This window comes from Vibrio rumoiensis (genome assembly GCF_002218045.2).
GTDB lineage: Bacteria > Pseudomonadota > Gammaproteobacteria > Enterobacterales > Vibrionaceae > Vibrio > Vibrio rumoiensis.
The window spans coordinates 253,227-271,056 of the sequence record NZ_AP018685.1; the positions used below are offsets into that span (position 1 = coordinate 253,227).

General features: G+C 41.7%; 14 protein-coding genes. 13 read left to right on the forward strand and 1 reads right to left on the reverse strand.

Annotated elements, in window-relative coordinates:
• Positions 1-165: 165 nt before the first annotated feature.
• The 5 genes from argH to oxyR all read left to right on the forward strand — a co-directional run bounded on the left by argH (position 166) and on the right by oxyR (position 6,911).
• The gene (gene argH / locus VRUMOI_RS01135; protein WP_089139970.1) at positions 166-2,040 is read left to right on the forward strand and encodes an argininosuccinate lyase; all 1,875 of its coding nucleotides are present in this window, start codon (positions 166-168) and stop codon (positions 2,038-2,040) included.
• 334 nt (positions 2,041-2,374) lie between these two features.
• Positions 2,375-2,614: a DUF1656 domain-containing protein gene (locus VRUMOI_RS01140; protein ID WP_089139971.1), complete on the forward strand. Its 240-nt coding sequence runs from the start codon at positions 2,375-2,377 to the stop codon at positions 2,612-2,614.
• Between the two features lie 88 nt (positions 2,615-2,702).
• Positions 2,703-3,560: an efflux RND transporter periplasmic adaptor subunit gene (locus VRUMOI_RS01145; RefSeq protein WP_089139972.1), complete on the forward strand. Its 858-nt coding sequence runs from the start codon at positions 2,703-2,705 to the stop codon at positions 3,558-3,560.
• A gap of 11 nt (positions 3,561-3,571) precedes the next feature.
• Positions 3,572-5,677, forward strand: a complete 2,106-nt coding sequence (locus tag VRUMOI_RS01150; RefSeq protein WP_089139973.1) for an FUSC family protein — start codon at positions 3,572-3,574, stop codon at positions 5,675-5,677.
• Between the two features lie 340 nt (positions 5,678-6,017).
• On the forward strand, positions 6,018-6,911 hold the full coding sequence (gene oxyR, locus VRUMOI_RS01155; RefSeq protein ID WP_089139974.1) for a DNA-binding transcriptional regulator OxyR: 894 nt from the start codon (positions 6,018-6,020) through the stop codon (positions 6,909-6,911).
• Positions 6,912-7,009: 98 nt separating this feature from the next.
• Here the strand turns inward: oxyR and VRUMOI_RS01160 are convergent, their stop codons facing one another.
• Complete coding sequence (locus tag VRUMOI_RS01160; RefSeq protein WP_089139975.1) at positions 7,010-9,574, reverse strand: penicillin-binding protein 1A; 2,565 nt, start codon at positions 9,572-9,574, stop codon at positions 7,010-7,012.
• A gap of 222 nt (positions 9,575-9,796) precedes the next feature.
• On the opposite strand from VRUMOI_RS01160, the gene pilM reads away from it, so the two are divergent.
• The 8 genes from pilM (at position 9,797) to VRUMOI_RS01200 (ending at position 17,768) form a co-directional block, all read left to right on the forward strand.
• The gene (pilM, locus tag VRUMOI_RS01165; protein ID WP_089139976.1) at positions 9,797-10,813 is read left to right on the forward strand and encodes a type IV pilus assembly protein PilM; all 1,017 of its coding nucleotides are present in this window, start codon (positions 9,797-9,799) and stop codon (positions 10,811-10,813) included.
• Positions 10,803-11,393: a PilN domain-containing protein gene (locus VRUMOI_RS01170; protein ID WP_089139977.1), complete on the forward strand. Its 591-nt coding sequence runs from the start codon at positions 10,803-10,805 to the stop codon at positions 11,391-11,393. Before pilM ends, VRUMOI_RS01170 begins: the two co-directional genes overlap by 11 nt.
• Entirely contained in the window at positions 11,393-11,977 is a 585-nt protein-coding gene (locus VRUMOI_RS01175; protein ID WP_089140077.1) for a type IV pilus inner membrane component PilO, read from the forward strand. Before VRUMOI_RS01170 ends, VRUMOI_RS01175 begins: the two co-directional genes overlap by 1 nt.
• Positions 11,974-12,483: a pilus assembly protein PilP gene (locus VRUMOI_RS01180; protein WP_089139978.1), complete on the forward strand. Its 510-nt coding sequence runs from the start codon at positions 11,974-11,976 to the stop codon at positions 12,481-12,483. The genes VRUMOI_RS01175 and VRUMOI_RS01180 overlap by 4 nt, the downstream gene beginning before the upstream one ends.
• Before the next feature lie 42 nt (positions 12,484-12,525).
• Complete coding sequence (locus VRUMOI_RS01185; RefSeq protein ID WP_231897470.1) at positions 12,526-14,322, forward strand: type IV pilus secretin PilQ; 1,797 nt, start codon at positions 12,526-12,528, stop codon at positions 14,320-14,322.
• A 242-nt stretch (positions 14,323-14,564) separates the two neighbouring features.
• Positions 14,565-15,083: a shikimate kinase AroK gene (gene aroK / locus VRUMOI_RS01190; protein ID WP_089139979.1), complete on the forward strand. Its 519-nt coding sequence runs from the start codon at positions 14,565-14,567 to the stop codon at positions 15,081-15,083.
• Positions 15,084-15,107: 24 nt separating this feature from the next.
• Entirely contained in the window at positions 15,108-16,190 is a 1,083-nt protein-coding gene (gene aroB / locus VRUMOI_RS01195; protein ID WP_089139980.1) for a 3-dehydroquinate synthase, read from the forward strand.
• A 132-nt stretch (positions 16,191-16,322) separates the two neighbouring features.
• The gene (locus tag VRUMOI_RS01200; RefSeq protein WP_089139981.1) at positions 16,323-17,768 is read left to right on the forward strand and encodes an AAA family ATPase; all 1,446 of its coding nucleotides are present in this window, start codon (positions 16,323-16,325) and stop codon (positions 17,766-17,768) included.
• The last annotated feature ends 62 nt before the right edge of the window (positions 17,769-17,830 follow it).

Sequence of the window (17,830 nt, forward strand, 5' to 3'; positions counted from 1 at the left end):
ACTCGAATGCTCGTGACTCGGAAAAGAAACGCCTAGTGACGAGCATTTAGAGGTTAATAGTAAAATTAAATATAATAATAAATCATGGATAATCGAGAAGCGAAGCGCTCTAGTAACGTAGTGTTCGAAAATCGATAAATACAATGGATTAGCAGGAGATTCACAATGGCATTATGGGGCGGAAGATTTACCCAAGCAGCAGACACTCGGTTTAAACAGTTCAATGATTCATTGCGCTTTGACTACCGATTGGCTGAGCAAGACATTGTGGGATCGATTGCTTGGTCTAAATCGTTGCTATCCGTTGGGGTATTAACCGAAGAAGAGCAGCAAAAGCTAGAGCTCGCGCTAAATGAATTGAAGTTAGCCGTGATGGAAGATCCTGAGCAAATTTTGCAATCGGATGCCGAAGATATTCACAGTTGGGTGGAAACTCAACTGATTGGCCGCGTTGGAGATTTAGGTAAAAAACTGCATACTGGCCGTTCTCGTAATGACCAGGTCGCGACGGATTTAAAACTGTGGTGTCGTCAACAAGGCCATCAGTTACTGATTGCTTTAGACCGTTTGCAATCGCAAATGGTGTCGGTGGCCCGTGAACATCAAGCGACGGTTTTACCAGGTTATACTCACTTACAACGTGCTCAACCTGTCACGTTTGCACACTGGTGTTTAGCGTATGTCGAAATGTTTGAGCGTGATTATTCACGTCTATCGGATGCGATTAAGCGTCTTGATACTTGTCCATTAGGCTCTGGAGCACTAGCGGGCACCGCGTACCCAATGGATCGTGAGCAACTCGCCCATAATCTAGGTTTTCAACGAGCGACCCGTAATAGTTTAGATTCGGTGTCTGATCGCGATCATGTGATGGAACTGATGTCGATTGCTTCGATTTCTATGTTGCACCTTTCGCGTCTTGCGGAAGATATGATTTTTTATAATTCGGGCGAGTCTGGTTTTATTGAGTTGGCGGATACCGTGACTTCGGGCTCTTCCTTGATGCCACAAAAGAAAAATCCCGATGCTTTAGAATTGATTCGTGGCAAAACGGGCCGTGTCTATGGCTCACTGGCAGCGATGATGATGACGGTCAAAGCCCTGCCATTGGCTTACAATAAAGATATGCAGGAAGACAAAGAGGGCCTATTTGATGCGCTTGATACTTGGAACGACTGCATGGAAATGGCGGCACTTTGCTTTGATGGTATTAAGGTCAACGGTGAAAGAACATTAGAAGCGGCCAAACAAGGTTACGCAAACTCAACGGAACTGGCGGATTATTTAGTGTCGAAAGGCATTCCTTTCCGTGAAGCGCACCACATTGTTGGCGTTGCGGTCGTGAGTGCAATTGAGCAATCTTGCGCGTTAGAAGAGCTATCACTTGAGCAACTCAAAGCATTCTCTCCCGTGATTGAAAATGATGTGTATAACATCTTAACCATTGAATCTTGCCTAGAAAAACGTTCAGCGTTAGGTGGCGTGTCACCACGACAAGTCAATTATGCGGTGAATCAAGCGCAGAAACGTCTAGATGAACGTGACAATTCAGGAGTAACCGTGCGGGCTGCACGTTTAACCGATATTGATTCATTGGAAGGAATGGTCGCTTACTGGGCTGGTTTAGGTGAAAACTTACCTCGTAGTCGTAATGAATTGATTCGAGATATTGGTTCTTTTGCTGTCTCTGAGCATCATGGTGAAGTGACGGGCTGTGCTTCTTTATATGTTTATGATTCCGGCTTGGCTGAAATCCGTTCATTAGGAATTGAAGCCGGTTGGCAAGGTCAAGGGCAAGGTGCAGCGATCATTAAGCATTTGGTCGATAAAGCGCGTCAAATGGCGATCAAAAAAGTATTTGTGTTAACTCGCGTGCCTGAATTCTTTATGAAACAAGACTTTATCCCAACTTCGAAAACATTGTTACCGGAAAAAGTATTGAAGGATTGTGACCAATGCCCACGCCAACATGCCTGTGATGAGGTGGCCTTAGAGATTAACTTAAATGAACAAGTCATTATGAAAGTGAGTGTCGCTTAAAAAGCACCCTAAATGTAGTTTTAACACTCCGACAGTAGGTTTTTGGTTCTATGTCGGCGTGATTTATGAAAAAAAAGCATTAAACTTTGTAATGTCTTTGGCGTATAATCGAACCCGAGTTAATTTAACTACTTGGGTTCTTTCGTTTTTTGCTTTAAAACACTTTTTCTTTATTGCCTGTAGTTCAATAAATTAACCCTCATACTATTTTCTCTTCTGGCATCTAGTCACTTAAACGCTAATATCATAAAAGGACATTATGTTTGCGGTCACTTTTTCGGTGAATCGTTAGCGTATGTGACTTTATGACAGTGACTTTTCAAAGGTGTACAGTTTGAACGTTGATTTTCTTCAAGTTGGTCTCCCAATCCCAGACTTAATTGTCGGGGCATCTCTGTATTTTCCACCCATGTTTAAAGCCTTTTTACTTGGTATATTGTTGTGGGGAATTATTCATCGCTTGCTAAGAAACTGGATGTACTCCGGTGAGGTTTGGCATCCAACATTAATGGACCTATCTTTATTCGTGCTATCTGTATTTTCAGCATTAATGTTGATTATTCGGGTGACGTGATTTTGCTTTTATAAAAAGATCATTTGCAACTTTGTACTCATTTTATCTAGAACTCTAATCACAAAAGGTCAACTGACCTAGGTAATGTATGAAATTTAAAACGTTAAGATACTTTTCCACTGTCGCTGTTTTTACCATAGCCTTGTGCGCGGCGTGGTGGATGTGGAATTACTATATGCAATCCCCTTGGACTCGTGACGGAAAAATTCGTGCTGACGTGGTCGATATTGCTTCTAGCGTTAATGGTACCGTTGAGGCACTGTATGTTGAAGACAATGAATTTGTTAAAAAAGGAACGTTATTGATGGAAATCGATCCTGAACCTTTTTTAATTGAAGTCGATGAAGCTCAAGCGGCGCTAGAAACCGCTCATGCGAACGCTGAGAATGTACAGCGCGAATATGTGCGTCGCCGTAATATGAACCAAAGCACCATTTCAAAAGAAGAGCTAGAATCTGCAGAAAGTAATGCGAAATCGACGGCTGCACAATATAAATCGGCTCAGGCTTCACTGGCGAAAGCGAAGTGGAAGTTAAGTGAGACCAAAGTGTACGCACCAGTTGATGGTTATATTAGCCACTTAAAAGTTCGTAAAGGTCGCTATGCTATTTTAGGCATTCCTTTGATTGGCTTAATTGATGCGAATTCATTTTATGTTCAAGGGTATTTTGAAGAGACAAAGTTAAAACATATTCAAGAAGGCAGTCAGGCGGATATCACTTTGTTCGCTTCGAACCAAAAATTAACCGGTAAAGTTGAAAGTATTGGTCGTGGTATTGTGGATCAAAGTGAAGTGCCTTCAACTGAATTACTTGCCAATATCAAGCCTAATGTGCCTTGGGTTCAACTTGCTCAGCGCGTGCCAGTTCGAATCAAATTAACGGACCTTCCAGATGATTTACGTCTAATCGCTGGAACGACATGTAGTATTTCTATCCATTACTAATTGAGCTGATTATGAGTTTTCATTGGTTAGACTGGTCACAAACGCCATGGGGTAAAGCGACAGCACCTCAGTGGCGCTATGCGATACGTAATGCTCTAGCTCTGACATTAGCTTTGTATGTGGCCTTTGTGCTTGATCTTGAACAACCATACTGGGCTCTCACCTCTGCTGCTGTTGTTGGTTTTCCAACCTTTGGCAGTGTGATTAGTAAAAGTTTAGGGCGTATTTTAGGTAGCTTGTTAGGTGCGTATGCTACCTATCATATCGTTGGCCACACCCTAAATGATCCATGGCTGTTTACTTTTTACATGTCGATGTGGATGGCGGTATGTACTTATGTGGCAAGCCACTATGAAAATAATGTTTCTTATGCATTTTCATTAGCGGGCTATACCGCAGCCATTATTGGTTATTCCATAGTAAATACTACTGATACACATATGTTGTTTGAAATTACTCAAGCAAGGGTATGTGAGGTGGTGGTAGGTATTTTATGCGGTGGCGTGATGATGATGATCTTGCCAAGTACTTCAGATGGGGTGACCTTAATTAGTACGCTGCGTAAAATGCAGTCACAATTACTCGAACACTTTGAGTTGTTATCTCACCCTGAATCTTATCATCCCGCTACACATACTGAAGAAATGGATGACAAAATTCGTCAGTCACATGAAACGGTGATTGGCAAAATATTGTCGATGAACCTATTGAGGGTTCAGGCCTATTGGAGTCATTATCAGCTCCGTTATCAAGACAGTTATCTGAATCATTTATTGCAGCAGCAATTGCAGATGACGAGCCATATTTCAAGTTTACGAAGAATGCTAGTCAACTGGCCAAATCCGCCTCAGAATTTGTCTGAGGTCATGCTTGATATTCAAAAAGAGTTGCAAGCGGGGACGTTTAATCAATATGGGTTAGCACAACAATTAGCGTTAATTAAGCCAACGAAAGATGATGATTTCCGTCATCATGCTTTTTGGCTGCGATTAAATCAATTTTGTAAGCTTTATCTTCGTTGTGCTGATAAATTACACCAAATTGAAAATACTTCACCGGGTCATCAACGCTCATTAGGTGTAGTACCGAAAAGAAGCCGAGTTCGCCGACACACCGATAACACAGAAGCGTTATATAACGGGTTACGAACCTTCGTTTGTCTAATTTTATTTGGTTGGTTCTGGATTAATTCACAATGGGATCTAGGAGCGGGTGCCGCGACATTAGCAGCAGTGAGTTGTCTCTTAAACTCCACCAGTCCTGCGCCGATGGTGGCGATTACCACTATGCTGCGTTCTGTGTTGTGGCTGTGTGTGGCTGTTTTTGTTGTTAAGTTTGGCTTGTTAGTGCAGATCAGCACTTTTGCTCCTTTTGCGATCTTACTGATTATCGTCGTCATAACCATGGAGCTTAAAAAGTTGCAATCGGTACGAAATGCCGGTTTATGGGGGATCATGATTGTTTTTATGGGGACTTTCATGTCGATTACCAACCCGCCAACCTACGATTTTCAAAGCTTTGTTAACACCTGTATGAGTATGCTGGTTGGGATCTTATTTTCAGCCGTGGTTTTTCATGTGTTTAAGCCGAGCTCAGACCGCCGTCGAGGGTTACGGATTGCGAAAGCATTACGTCGAGATGTCCTCATCCAGCTTTCAGACCACTCTGGAATGGATCATTTTGAGTTTGAGTCTTTGGTGTATCACCGCATAAACCGTTTGAGTCAGAGTAAAGATAAAGCCACTCGTTTAGGTTTGTTACGTCTTGGGGTGGTCACTCTAAACTGCCAGCATGCGGTGTATCAATTACAAAATATGCATTCAGAATCCGCCGCGGATGTTTTACAAGAAGTGCGTATTTATCTGTATCAGGTGTATTATTCGATTGTTATTAAGCAAGTATGGTTTATCGCACATGATTGGAAATACCATTATTCTCACGATGAAACCATTTTGCAAAATGCTTTAGATTCTTTGTTGGCATTGAGTGAATCATTATCCTCTCAAGGCGAGGTTGCTTTATCTGGGTTGATTTGGCGTTTGTATTGCAGCTTATTACAATTACAACAAATTGATTTTAGCGAAGCGGATAAAAAGTTGGAACTTTCTACTGAATAGTCAGTCTCAATTAATACACTGCTTTTTCTTAATTTGAATCGCACAATGATTTTTTTAAGATAGCCCCGCGTTCTGATTTGAATGTGGGGTTTTTTATTTCAGGGCTATCCTCCAACATTTTTTGACCAATTTGGGCCTATTTCATTCCCATCAATGAAATATAATGCGGTGTGCCAACCATCTTGTATGTTCTTTATTTTATGGATGATTGTTTTCATCTTTGTTCCTCGAAGTAATGAAATGCATGAATAATTTATACCACTACTATGGCTAAAAAACTTTGATAGTCACAATCGTTTAGTGTTATCGTTTTGATAGCTTCAAACTATTATGGTGCAATATGAATATTCGTGACTTTGAATACCTTGTGGCATTGGCTGAGCATAAGCATTTCCGTAAAGCGGCAGAAGCTTGTTTTGTCAGTCAGCCAACGTTAAGTGGTCAAATTAGAAAACTAGAAGATGAACTGGGAACATCATTACTTGAGCGCAGTAGCCGCCGAGTATTATTTACAGATTCTGGTCTACAGCTTGTCTCTCAAGCTAAGCGAATTTTGGCTGAAGTAAAGACGTTTACTGAAATGGCGAGCTTGCAAGGTAAAGATATGAGTGGCCCTTTACATATTGGGTTTATTCCTACGATTGGGCCTTATTTATTACCTCTCATCATTCAACCGTTAAAAAAAGCCTTTCCTGATCTGGAGCTTTTTTTGCATGAAGCTCAAACTAATCAACTGGTTAGGCAGTTAGAAGAAGGGCGCTTAGATTGTATTATCTTAGCCTCTGTCGCGGAAACAGAACCGTTTATTGAGTTAGATATGTTTAATGAACCTCTGATGATGGCAGTACCTGAAAACCATCCTTGGGCAGATAAAACAGAGTTAGACATGGTCGAATTAAAAGGACATACGGTGCTTTCTTTGGGGGATGGACATTGCTTAAGAGATCAGGCATTAGGGTTTTGCTTTGCTGCCGGCGCTAGTGATGATGATCGCTTTAAGGCCACGAGTCTTGAAACTTTACGTAATATGGTTGCCGCGGGCGGTGGCGTGACTTTGCTTCCACAATTGTCGGTACCAAAAGAAAAAGTAAAAGATGGAGTGAGCTATTTAAAGGCGGTAAATCCAACGCCAAGTCGTAAAGTGGTTCTTGCTTATCGACCGGGTTCACCATTGAGAAAGCGTTTTGAGCAGCTCGCCACCTTCATTTCCAAAACAGTCAATATTAGTCAATAACGGTAAGAGTAATTACTGGTTATCAAAATAAAAAACGAATAAAAAAATAGGCCATCAATCGATGGCCTATTTGATTTTTGAAACACTAAATTAAATGATTAAAATAGGCTATCGCCATCTTCATCTTCAGAGTAGAGATCGGTGCTTTTCTCATCGGACACGTACTCGGTTGGTTGAGTGCCAGCTTCAAAATATTCCCACATAGAAGAATCATCATTCTTGTTTGTGAGCAAACCACTGTCACGGTCAATACGTACACGGATAATGCCCGGTGGTAATTGTTTCTCTTGTTCCGGTACATCTTTGAGAGCGATTTTCATGAAATCTACCCAAGCTGGTTGGGCCGTTGTTGCCCCGGATTCTCCACCGTTGTATTGCTCTTTACGGTCAAAGTTTGCATTCGCTGCTGTATAACCGAGTGGGCGGTTAGCTTGGTCAAAACCAACCCAAGTGCTCGCGACAATACCAGGTGCGTAACCGTTATACCAAGTATCGACTGAGTCATTGGTGGTCCCGGTTTTTCCGCCAATATCACGACGTTTCAATACTTGTCCACGCCAGCCTGTACCGTTCCAGCCAGTGCCGTTACTCCAAACACCACCCCCCCAAATATTGCTATACATCATTTCACGAACTAAGAAAGCCGTTTGCGGTGAAATCACTTTTTCAGCATATTTAGGTTGTTCTTCAGTACCTTGGTCATCCACTACCATAGGATCGTGTGAACAGTTATTCTGGCAGACTTTCGTTGGGTTTGAACGGAAAACCAAATCACCGTATGGGCTGTTAACGTGATCAATATAGTAAGGCTCTACGTAGTAACCGCCATTAGCAAATACCGCAATACCTTGTGCCATTTTGATTGGGGTTAAGCTACCCGCACCCAGTGCGATGGTCTCTGAATGAGGCAGTTTCTCAGGGTCAAAACCAAAGCGAGGTAGGTAATCTAAAACATTATCTAAGCCTACACGACGTAACGTGCGTACGGCCATGACGTTTTTAGATTGAGCTAAACCACGACGCAACATGGTTGGGCCAAGGTAAACAGGAGGTGAATTCTTCGGACGCCATGCGGTGCCTTGGCCTTCATCCCATTGGTTGATCGGCGCATCATTAATTAATGTAGCTAAGGTTAAGCCTTTATCTATTGCTGAAGAATAAATAAAAGGTTTAATACTTGAACCAACTTGACGTTCAGCCATGGTGGCTCGGTCAAATTTGCTATGCACAAAATTAAAACCACCAACAAGCGAGAGCACTGCACCATCTTCAGGGTTGAGAGCGACAAAAGCGGTATTCACAATCGGCACTTGGCTTAGCTGCCAAGATGATGTCGCGAGTGGATCGGCTTGTACTTCTTCTGCGTCTTGTTTGGTTAATGTATTTTCCGTTTCTTCTGCGGCCGGCTTTTCTTGTAATACCCCCATTGGACGAACCCAGATCTGCTGACCGATTTCAAGCATATCCGCTGCTTTACTTGGGGCAGGCCCTTGGCGTTTATCATTGTAGTATTTACGAGCCCACTTTAAGCCGTCCCACTCAATGGTTTGTTCACCACGATTTTTGATATACACCGTCGCAGAGCGTTGAGAAATACCCGTCACCAAGGCAGGGTGAATTAAGCCAAATGTTGGCTTAGTTTTTAGGTATTTGTCCATTTGCTCTTGAGTGAAAGCCGTTTCTTTAGGTTTCCAAGCAATGGCCTCTGGGCCACGGTAGCCATGGCGCTCATCATAATTTAATAAATTACCAATCGCAGCCTCATTTGCGGCTTCTTGAAGGTCTGATTTCACCGTAGTGTAAACCTGTATACCAGAACTATAAGCGTCTTCACCGTAACGTTTTACCGCCCAGCCACGAGCTAATTCCGCGACATAAGGTGCATTCACTTCAATATGCGCGCCATGATAGTTACCATCGATAGGTTCGGCATCGGCCGCATCAAACTCTTCTTGAGTGATGTATTTCTCTTCTAGCATACGCAGTAGTACTACGTGGCGACGAGTTTTAGCTCGATCAATGGAATAGATTGGGTTCATGGTTGAAGGGGCTTTCGGTAAGCCTGCAATGATCGCCATTTCACCTAAAGTTAAGTCTTTTGGCTCTTTACCAAAATAAGTTAAAGAGGCAGCACCGACACCATAAGAGCGGTATCCGAGATAAATCTTATTAAGATAAAGTTCTAGGATTTCCTGCTTATTAAGCACTTGCTCAATGTGAATTGCGATGAATATCTCTTTGATCTTACGCATGATTTTTTTGTCATTTGACAAGAAGAAGTTACGCGCAAGCTGTTGAGTAATGGTACTCGCCCCTTGTTTTGCCGAGCCCGAAATCGCCACGACAACGGCCGCACGAACGATACCAATTGGGTCAATACCATAGTGTTGGTAATAACGGCTATCTTCGGTTGCGATGAAGGCTTCTTGCATTTGCAGAGGAATATCATCGAGTTTTAGAGGTATACGTCGTTTTTCACCAAATTGAGCAATCAGCTTTCCATCTTGGCTAAAGACCTGCATTGGGGTTTGCAGTTGTACGTTCTTCAAAGTTGCTACGTCTGGGAGCTGAGGTTTTAGGTAATAATAGAACCCAAAAATTGTTGTCACTCCAAGAATCATGCAAACGAATGAAAATATGAGCAATGGCTTTATGAACTTCACCGGATATTCCCTGATTGAGTAAGGATGTGTCGATATAAACACCTGTACAGTAGGTGCACATATTAGCATATCGCTAAAAAAAAACGTTCTTAACTTTATTTTTCATTAAGAACTTTTATTTAAGACAGCGAATTGATTCAACGAGCTTCGTTATTCCGTTCGCTTAATTTTAGTCATCCCACATTTTCAGAGGTCATGTTCCTCTAGCTGGAGCCTAGCAATATGGGTAAATCTTTCGTCACGGGCATTGATATTGGCCACCACAGTATAAAAGCTGTGGTCATGAAACCCGCTGGAGAACTGTTTGAACTGGTGAGTTATAAGGAAGTGCCAGCAACAGAAGGTATTTTTTCAGATAACCACACCTTTAATCATCAAGAAATTGTCAAAAAATTAAAAGAGTTAAAAAAGCAGCTGCCGATGATGGCAAAAAATGTGGTGCTTTCGGTACCAGATAACGCTGTTATTAGCAAAGTATTGCACATTGATAGTGAGCTTGAAGAGCGAGAGAAAGAGTTTGCCATTTATCAAGTCTTCGGCCAACAGTCTCCTTTTCCTGTTGAAGAGCTCAGCTTAGATTATGTCAAAGTTGAATCTGAGACTTTAAAACGAGCCCCTACGTCAAGTTATCAAGTTTATGCTACTCGCAAGGAAGTCATAGAAAGTCGCATGGAAGCCGTAAAAAAGTCGGGTTTCAAACCTATTGTGATGGATATTCAGGCGCATGGTCTGTTGCGAGTATGGCAATTAGCGACTCAATTAGATTCAAGTAAAGAAAGCTGGTTATTAATCGATATTGGTCAAAGCCAAACCTCGGTGTGTATCGAGCCGAATAATCGTCCTGCTTATTACAAAGATCTTCCTTTTGGTACACAAAATATTAAGCCATCAAAAGCCTTGAGTATGGATGAGGCTTCACCAAGTTTAGATCTCGCTCAGCAAGATGAGTTTATTATTGAGTTATCTGAACGCTTAACTCGACAGCTCAGTATGTACAGTTCAGTTAATCAGCAACAAAAAATTGAGGGGCTTTGGTTGACTGGCGGGGGGGCAACCTTAGCGGCGATTGATGAGCACTTGTCCGAAAAACTGAATCTCCCCGTTGAAATCCTAGACCCGTTAGCGCTATTGCAAAGCAAAGTGAAAAATAAAATTGACGCTGAGCCTTGCACTTTTAGTGTTGCGGCCGGTTTAGCAATCCGAGGCATTCAGTGGCAAGGAGGGAAGCATGTTGCATGACATTAACCTTTTGCCTTGGAGAGAAGAAAAGCGGCAAGAATATAAGCAACGCTTTTACGGCATGGTGGTTTTGGGGATTTTAGCGGCTTTAGCGCTGCAGTGGTTGGCCAGTCTCTATATTGATCATTTAAAAGATCAGCAAAGACATCGAAATCAGCAATTGCAGGCTTATATCACTAAGTTAGATCAACAATTGGTGAACCTGAAAGAAATTGAAGCTAAGCATAAATCTATATTGACGCGATTGAGACTGGTTGAGTCACTGCAAAATGATCGAAATAAAACCACCGACTTCATGAACTTAATGCCGGAGTTAGTTCCTGAAGGTGTTTATGTCGACAAAATAAAAATGAGTGGTCGAGAGATTGAGATGGCAGGAGTCAGTGATAGCACCGCTAGGTTGGCCACTATGCTTGATAACTTTGAAAGCTCGACGTGGTTGTCTGATGTCGAAATGCATTCGATTATTTCAGGGAAAGTATTGTTTGGTAAGAAATTTCAAAGCTTCAAGTTGTCGTTTCGCTTTGAAGAAGATGAACCAAATGAGAGCCCGACGATAGCTCAGCAAGGGGGTCAATGATGATTGATTTTAGAGACCTTGATTTTGAAGATATGCCAGAGTGGCCGCTGTTACCTCAATTGTTAGTGATTGGGGCTTTAATTATCGTTCTACAAGTTGTTGGAGCATGGTTTTATTTATCTCCACAAAATGATGAGCTTGAACAAATACGCCAGCAAGAAGTAACACTTAAAAGTTCAATTCGAATTAAAGCTGCAAAAGTGGCAGCGTTACCACAACTGCAAGCGCAGCTGGATGAATTAAATACTCGTTATCAATACTTATTAAAGCAGCTACCGGTTCAAAAAGAGTTGGCGAGTATGCTGTCATCCGTTAATGACATCGGGATCAAAAACGATCTGAGTTTTACTCGTGTTGATTGGGGGGAGAAACAAGTACAGGAATTTCTCTATCGCCTCCCTCTTAATATTGAATTAACGGGAGATTATAACGATATCGGTCATTTCTCTGAAGCGATAGCTAAATTACCACGCATTATTAGTTTACATAACGTGGAGTGGCAACGAGTGAGTCAGGAGAGCAGTACTTTGCACTTTCGTGTTCGTGCTTATACCTACCAGTTCAAACCGGAGGAAGGGCAATGATTAAATCAAATCTAGTTATGTTCTCTGCGTTGATATTGGTTGGATGCCAACAATCGAATGATTCTATCGCGAGTTTTATTTCTCAGGTCGAGAACCAATCTCGTAAAGAAATAGCTCAATTAGAGCCAGAAAAAACGTTTCAAGCGACTCAATATAATGCGAGCCAGCTACGCGTTCCTTTTCGTCTACCGGCTATCGCGATCGCGAATCAGCCTCGTATTAAACAAGATTGTTGGCAACCGGGATTACGCAGCAAAACAGGGCAATTAGAACAATACCCATTAGAACAGTTGCACCTAAGAGGGGTAATGGGGAGTCAAGGTAATATATCCGGGTTAGTTCAAACCCCTAAAGGCACTTTAGTGAAAGTACAAGCTGGTGAATATCTCGGGTTGAATAATGGCAAGGTCGCAGAGGTCGCACCAAAGTTTATTTTAATTAAAGAAACACTCCCAGATGGATTGGGATGTTGGCAACAGCGAAGCGTTAAGTTAGCGCTGAAGTAAATAATCACCACAGACGTGAAGATAATAATTGAGTATTAAATTATGCATAAAGGATTAACGCTGACAGCTTGGGTTCGCCAATTTACGTTGATGTCGACCATTGCCTGTACACTTCTTTCGGGACACTCTGCTTTAGCTGCAACAACATCGAGTAAAAAGGAGGTAAGTCAATCATCGGAACAGGGTTTAAGTAATCAGTTTATCGGCCTCGATTTTCGTCTAAATAAAGAGAAAGAAGGGGTGATCGTGGTAAAGCTCGCGTCATCGGCTTCCGCGGTAGATATTAAGAAAAACCCTCAAGGTTTGAGTATTGATTTGATCCATACTCAAGTGAAAGATGATGATTTATATGTCATTGATGTCAATGATTTCTCAACGGCGGTGAAGACCGTTGAAGTGTTTCGGGATAAACCGAATACTCGTTTACAAGCCTCTATATCGGGTGACTTTACTTATGATTATCGTCTTAAAGGTAACAACTTAGAAATCACGGTGACAGAGGTAAAACCCAAGGCCAAATCGACCGCAGTAAAACAAAAAAACGCTTTGGATAAAGAAAACAAAGTGATTTCGATAAACTTCCAAGACATTCCGGTTAGAAATGTATTACAGCTAATTGCCGATTATAACGGCTTTAACTTAGTGGTTTCCGATTCGGTCACCGGTAATCTCACGCTACGATTAGATGGTGTACCTTGGCAACAAGTGCTGGACATTATTTTGCAAGTTAAAGGGTTGGATAAAAGGGTAGAAGGCAATGTCGTGCTGGTTGCTCCAAAAGCTGAATTGGATGCTCAGCAAAAACAACGTTTAGAGCAAGCGCGCATGGAAGAAGAGTTAGGTGATTTAAGCTCTGAATTAATTCAAATTAATTTTGCTAAAGCGTCAGATATTGCCGAATTGATTGGCGGTGAAGGTGATATTAGCATGCTATCGAGTCGCGGTAATATTACTGTCGATGAGCGTACCAATTCGTTACTCATTCGTGATTTACAAAGCAATATTGAGATCATCAAAGGAATTGTTGAATCATTGGATATTCCAGTGAAGCAAGTTCAAATTGAAGCGCGAATTGTGACGGTCAATGAAGGTAATATGCAAGACTTGGGCGTTCGCTGGGGCATTGCGGAAACTAACGGTTCATTTTCTGCGGGCGGTTCAATTGAGAGTAATGTCGGGCAGATTGGTATTGCAGATGGAAGAGATGGTATTGATCTCAATGGCGGTAATAAAAAAGTGGGACTTGATGACTTCTTGAATGTCAATTTAGCGGCTACTAGCTCTAATGCATCGAGTATCGCGTTTCAAGTGGCCAAATTGGGTTCAGATACTTTACTTGATTTAGAACTCTCAGCATTACAAGCTGAATCGAAAGCAGAAATTATTTCTAGTCCACGTTTGATCACAACCAATAAGCAACCGGCTTATATCGAGCAAGGTACAGAAATCCCATATCTTGAAGCTTCATCGAGTGGTGCTACTTCGGTCAGTTTTAAAAAGGCAGTGTTAAGTTTAAAAGTGACACCACAAATCACACCAGATAACAGACTCGTTTTAGATTTGAGTGTCACTCAAGATAGACCTGGCTCGGTGGTAAAAACCGGTGATGGTGAAGCGGTCGCTATTGATACTCAACGCATTGGCACTCAAGTTTTGGTGAATAATGGAGAGACGGTTGTTTTAGGTGGAATTTATCAACATTCGGTTCAGACCAGTGTCGATAAAGTGCCTTTATTAGGGGATATTCCTTATTTAGGTGCGTTATTCCGCCGTAGTTATGAGAATTATGGCAAAAGTGAGTTATTGATTTTTGTTACACCAAAAGTAGTCTTACAGTAGTGACGTCAGTGCCTAGCAAGCAATTTGCTTATCGACAGCACAAATATAAATGGACTGTAAGTAAAATTAAAGTTGCATTAGTGGCACCATACTTAGATAATTTCGGGTCTGATCACGAATTATCTGTGAGGAATTAGGTGCCACAATGATATCTGATTTAGGCTTTTGCACGTATAAAGCAAAATCTTGAATAGAATATCGGATGGCAATTTCATTAAATTAACGTTGAATTACTGCTAAACATGGCCGAAAAACGCAATATTTTTCTTGTTGGCCCAATGGGTGCCGGCAAAAGTACAATTGGTAGACATCTAGCTCAACAGCTGCACATGGAGTTCTTAGATTCTGATACGGTTATTGAACAAAGAACTGGTGCAGATATCAGTTGGGTATTTGATGTTGAAGGTGAAAAAGGTTTCCGCGTTCGCGAAGAAGCTGTCATCAATGACTTAACTCAAGAACAAGGTATCGTATTAGCGACTGGTGGTGGCTCAATTATGAGCAAAGACAATCGCAATTACCTATCTGCTCGAGGTCTTGTTGTTTATCTTGAAACTACCATCGAAAAGCAACTCGCTCGTACCAATCGAGATAAGAAACGTCCTTTATTACAGACGGGTGAGCCGCGTGAGGTGCTAGAAGCACTAGCCGCTGAACGTAACGCTCTCTATGAGGAAATCGCGGATTACACTGTGCGCACTGATGATCAAAGCGCAAAAGTAGTCGCAAATCTTATTGTTAAGATGTTAGAAGAAAATTAGTCGATAGCTTAGGAGACCCAAACCATGGAACGGATTAATGTGGATCTTGCTGAGCGAAGCTATCCCATCTCGATTGGCGCTGGATTATTAACTGATCCAGCGCTTTTCTCTCATCTAAAAGCCCATCAAAAAGTCGTCGTGATCAGTAATGACACGGTTGCTCCTTTATATGCAGAGCGTTTAATTCAAACATTAACGAGCCTGCAATGCCAAGTCGATTTACTTAGTTTGCCTGATGGTGAGCAATACAAATCGCTCGAAACATTCAACTCAATTATGAGCTTTTTGTTAGAAGGCAATTATAGCCGTGATGTGGTGTTAGTTGCGCTTGGTGGGGGCGTTATTGGTGATTTAGTCGGGTTTGCCGCAGCGTGTTATCAGCGCGGAGTTGATTTTATTCAAGTTCCGACCACGTTATTGTCTCAAGTTGATTCATCCGTCGGAGGCAAAACCGCCGTGAATCATCCATTAGGTAAAAACATGATTGGGGCTTTTTATCAGCCTAAATCTGTGGTGATTGATACTGACTGCCTCGATACTTTACCTGAGCGTGAATTTGCTGCTGGTATGGCTGAAGTGATCAAATATGGCATCATCATTGATGGTGATTTTTTCACTTGGCTTGAACAGAATATGTCTAAGTTAGTGGCGTTAGATAATAAAGCCTTGTGCTATGCTATTGCTCGTTGCTGTCAAATCAAAGCTGACGTTGTGGCTGCGGATGAAAAAGAATCCGGTATTCGTGCTTTGTTGAATCTTGGTCATACTTATGGGCATGCGATTGAAGCTGAAATGGGATACGGCAATTGGCTGCATGGTGAGGCGGTTTCTGCTGGCACTATGATGGCGGCACATACTTCTCGACTTAGAGGTTTAATCAGTTCAGAGCAAGTTGAACGAATTAAGAATATTCTTGTCGAAGCTAAGTTACCAATTCATACTCCTGAAACAATGAATTATGAGCATTTTATCAAGCACATGATGCGAGATAAGAAGGTATTAGCAGGTCAGTTACGCTTAATTTTACCCACAGGAATTGGTTCATCTGAAGTATTAGCCAATACAGATGAATCTATAATCATGCAAGCCATTGAAGCTTGCCGCTAGAAAAAAGAGTGGTTCATTTTCATTGTTCAGCCATTTATAACGCATTAATTTATTTGTGTTTTTTTGACATTATTTATTTGTTAGCGTGCTATTTATAGAGCATTCGTATTTTGACGTAGAAAGAGGCTAGTAATGAGCATGACTCATGATGGTGCACATATTGTGCAATTGGAATCGCAAACTGAATTACTTGAAAGTTTGCAGATGTTTACTCGCCTTGATTCAAACGTGATATGCGTTGAAGGGGAGAAAGGTTCTGGTAAATCGTGGCTTGCACAACGCTTCCTTAATACTGACAAAAAAATTCAGACGCTCTCATTCTTAATTTGTCTTCCCTCTCAAACCGCTGAGCAGCAACGCAGTGTGCTATTAGGCCAACTACTGTCAGATAGCTTTTGTACCGGTGAAGAGACCTTAGTTGAAAGTTTATCCGCATTTCGTAAAGACCAAGATTGTAAAGCTACGATTATTGTTGATGATGCCAACTTGCTTGCTGAGCATTTATTAGATGAATTATCGCAATTAGTACTGGCGTCTCAAGCTAATCCATTATGGCAAATCAGTGTGATCTTGTTCACTGAACCAAATGCGATTGATGAATCATTATTAAATACCAACCCCAAACCAGAATTTAAACGTATCGCTATTTCTCCCCTGAGTGATAACGAAGCGACGGATTTTATTGATCAATTAGTCATCCCACTGGCTCACATTGATTCTGAGAAGAAAAAACAAGCCATTCATCATTCAGCCCTGTCTGTGGTCAATTACCCTGGTAATTTATTGGCATTATCTGAATCGCATAAAAAGCCAGTGGTATGCTGGGTGAAGCGTTCATTGATCGCCTTAATTATTATTTTATTAGCGCTCGGTGGTTGGTCTTGGTGGACCAGTTATCAAGCTCGAGTTCAAGATCAGCAAACCGAGGCTGACGTTATAGAGTCAACAGAAATCAAGCAAGGTGACAACGACACTCTTGCCAACCAGACTAGTGCCGCGATCAACACACTATCAGGTGCAGAGTCGACATTATCTGGTGATCAAGTAGAAGCGCCTCAAGAAGAGGATACGCTACCTCAAGCAGTGACGGATAAAACGTTAACCGTAGGGGATGAGTCTGACTCGGAACAAAAACGTGTTGTGGTTCCATCAAAGGTTGTCGATGCATTGCTTGATGGCGACTCACCGAAAGATGCCAAGGTTTCTAGTGATGAAATGACATCTGCTCAAGCTTCATCGGTTAAAAATACGGGTAGCTCATTAAAAGGTGATCAGCTTACTTTAGCTGATGATGTGTTATTAGCCGTACCCGCTGAACGATATACTTTGCAATTGGCGGCAGTAACCAAGCAACAAGAAGCCGTTAATTTCATTAAAATGTATAACCTAGATGGCAAAGTTCGAGTATATCGAACCATCCGTAATCAACAGTCTTGGTATATCGTCACTTATCAAGATTTTGCGAGTATCAAGCAAACGCATGAAGCCTCTCAAGAATTACCGTTAGCGCTACAAAAAGAACAACCTTGGCCAAAATCGATGGCTCAAGTACATCAAGAGATTGAACGAGTGAAATAGCGCAGACCCTAGCGCTGAAATATGTTACATTCCTCAGCCCATCAATAATTGTGGTGGGGTTG

Excerpts from the sequence above, each read along its gene's own strand:
- aroK (WP_089139979.1), top strand. The coding sequence starts at position 14,565 with ATGGCCGAAAAACGCAATATTTTTCTTGTTGGCCCAATGGGTGCCGGC.
- VRUMOI_RS01175 (WP_089140077.1), top strand. The coding sequence starts at position 11,393 with ATGATTGATTTTAGAGACCTTGATTTTGAAGATATGCCAGAGTGGCCG.
- VRUMOI_RS01145 (WP_089139972.1), top strand. The coding sequence starts at position 2,703 with ATGAAATTTAAAACGTTAAGATACTTTTCCACTGTCGCTGTTTTTACC.
- aroB (WP_089139980.1), top strand. The coding sequence starts at position 15,108 with ATGGAACGGATTAATGTGGATCTTGCTGAGCGAAGCTATCCCATCTCG.
- argH (WP_089139970.1), top strand. The coding sequence starts at position 166 with ATGGCATTATGGGGCGGAAGATTTACCCAAGCAGCAGACACTCGGTTT.
- VRUMOI_RS01170 (WP_089139977.1), top strand. The coding sequence starts at position 10,803 with ATGTTGCATGACATTAACCTTTTGCCTTGGAGAGAAGAAAAGCGGCAA.
- pilM (WP_089139976.1), top strand. The coding sequence starts at position 9,797 with ATGGGTAAATCTTTCGTCACGGGCATTGATATTGGCCACCACAGTATA.
- VRUMOI_RS01150 (WP_089139973.1), top strand. The coding sequence starts at position 3,572 with ATGAGTTTTCATTGGTTAGACTGGTCACAAACGCCATGGGGTAAAGCG.
- VRUMOI_RS01185 (WP_231897470.1), top strand. The coding sequence starts at position 12,526 with ATGCATAAAGGATTAACGCTGACAGCTTGGGTTCGCCAATTTACGTTG.
- VRUMOI_RS01180 (WP_089139978.1), top strand. The coding sequence starts at position 11,974 with ATGATTAAATCAAATCTAGTTATGTTCTCTGCGTTGATATTGGTTGGA.
- VRUMOI_RS01200 (WP_089139981.1), top strand. The coding sequence starts at position 16,323 with ATGAGCATGACTCATGATGGTGCACATATTGTGCAATTGGAATCGCAA.
- oxyR (WP_089139974.1), top strand. The coding sequence starts at position 6,018 with ATGAATATTCGTGACTTTGAATACCTTGTGGCATTGGCTGAGCATAAG.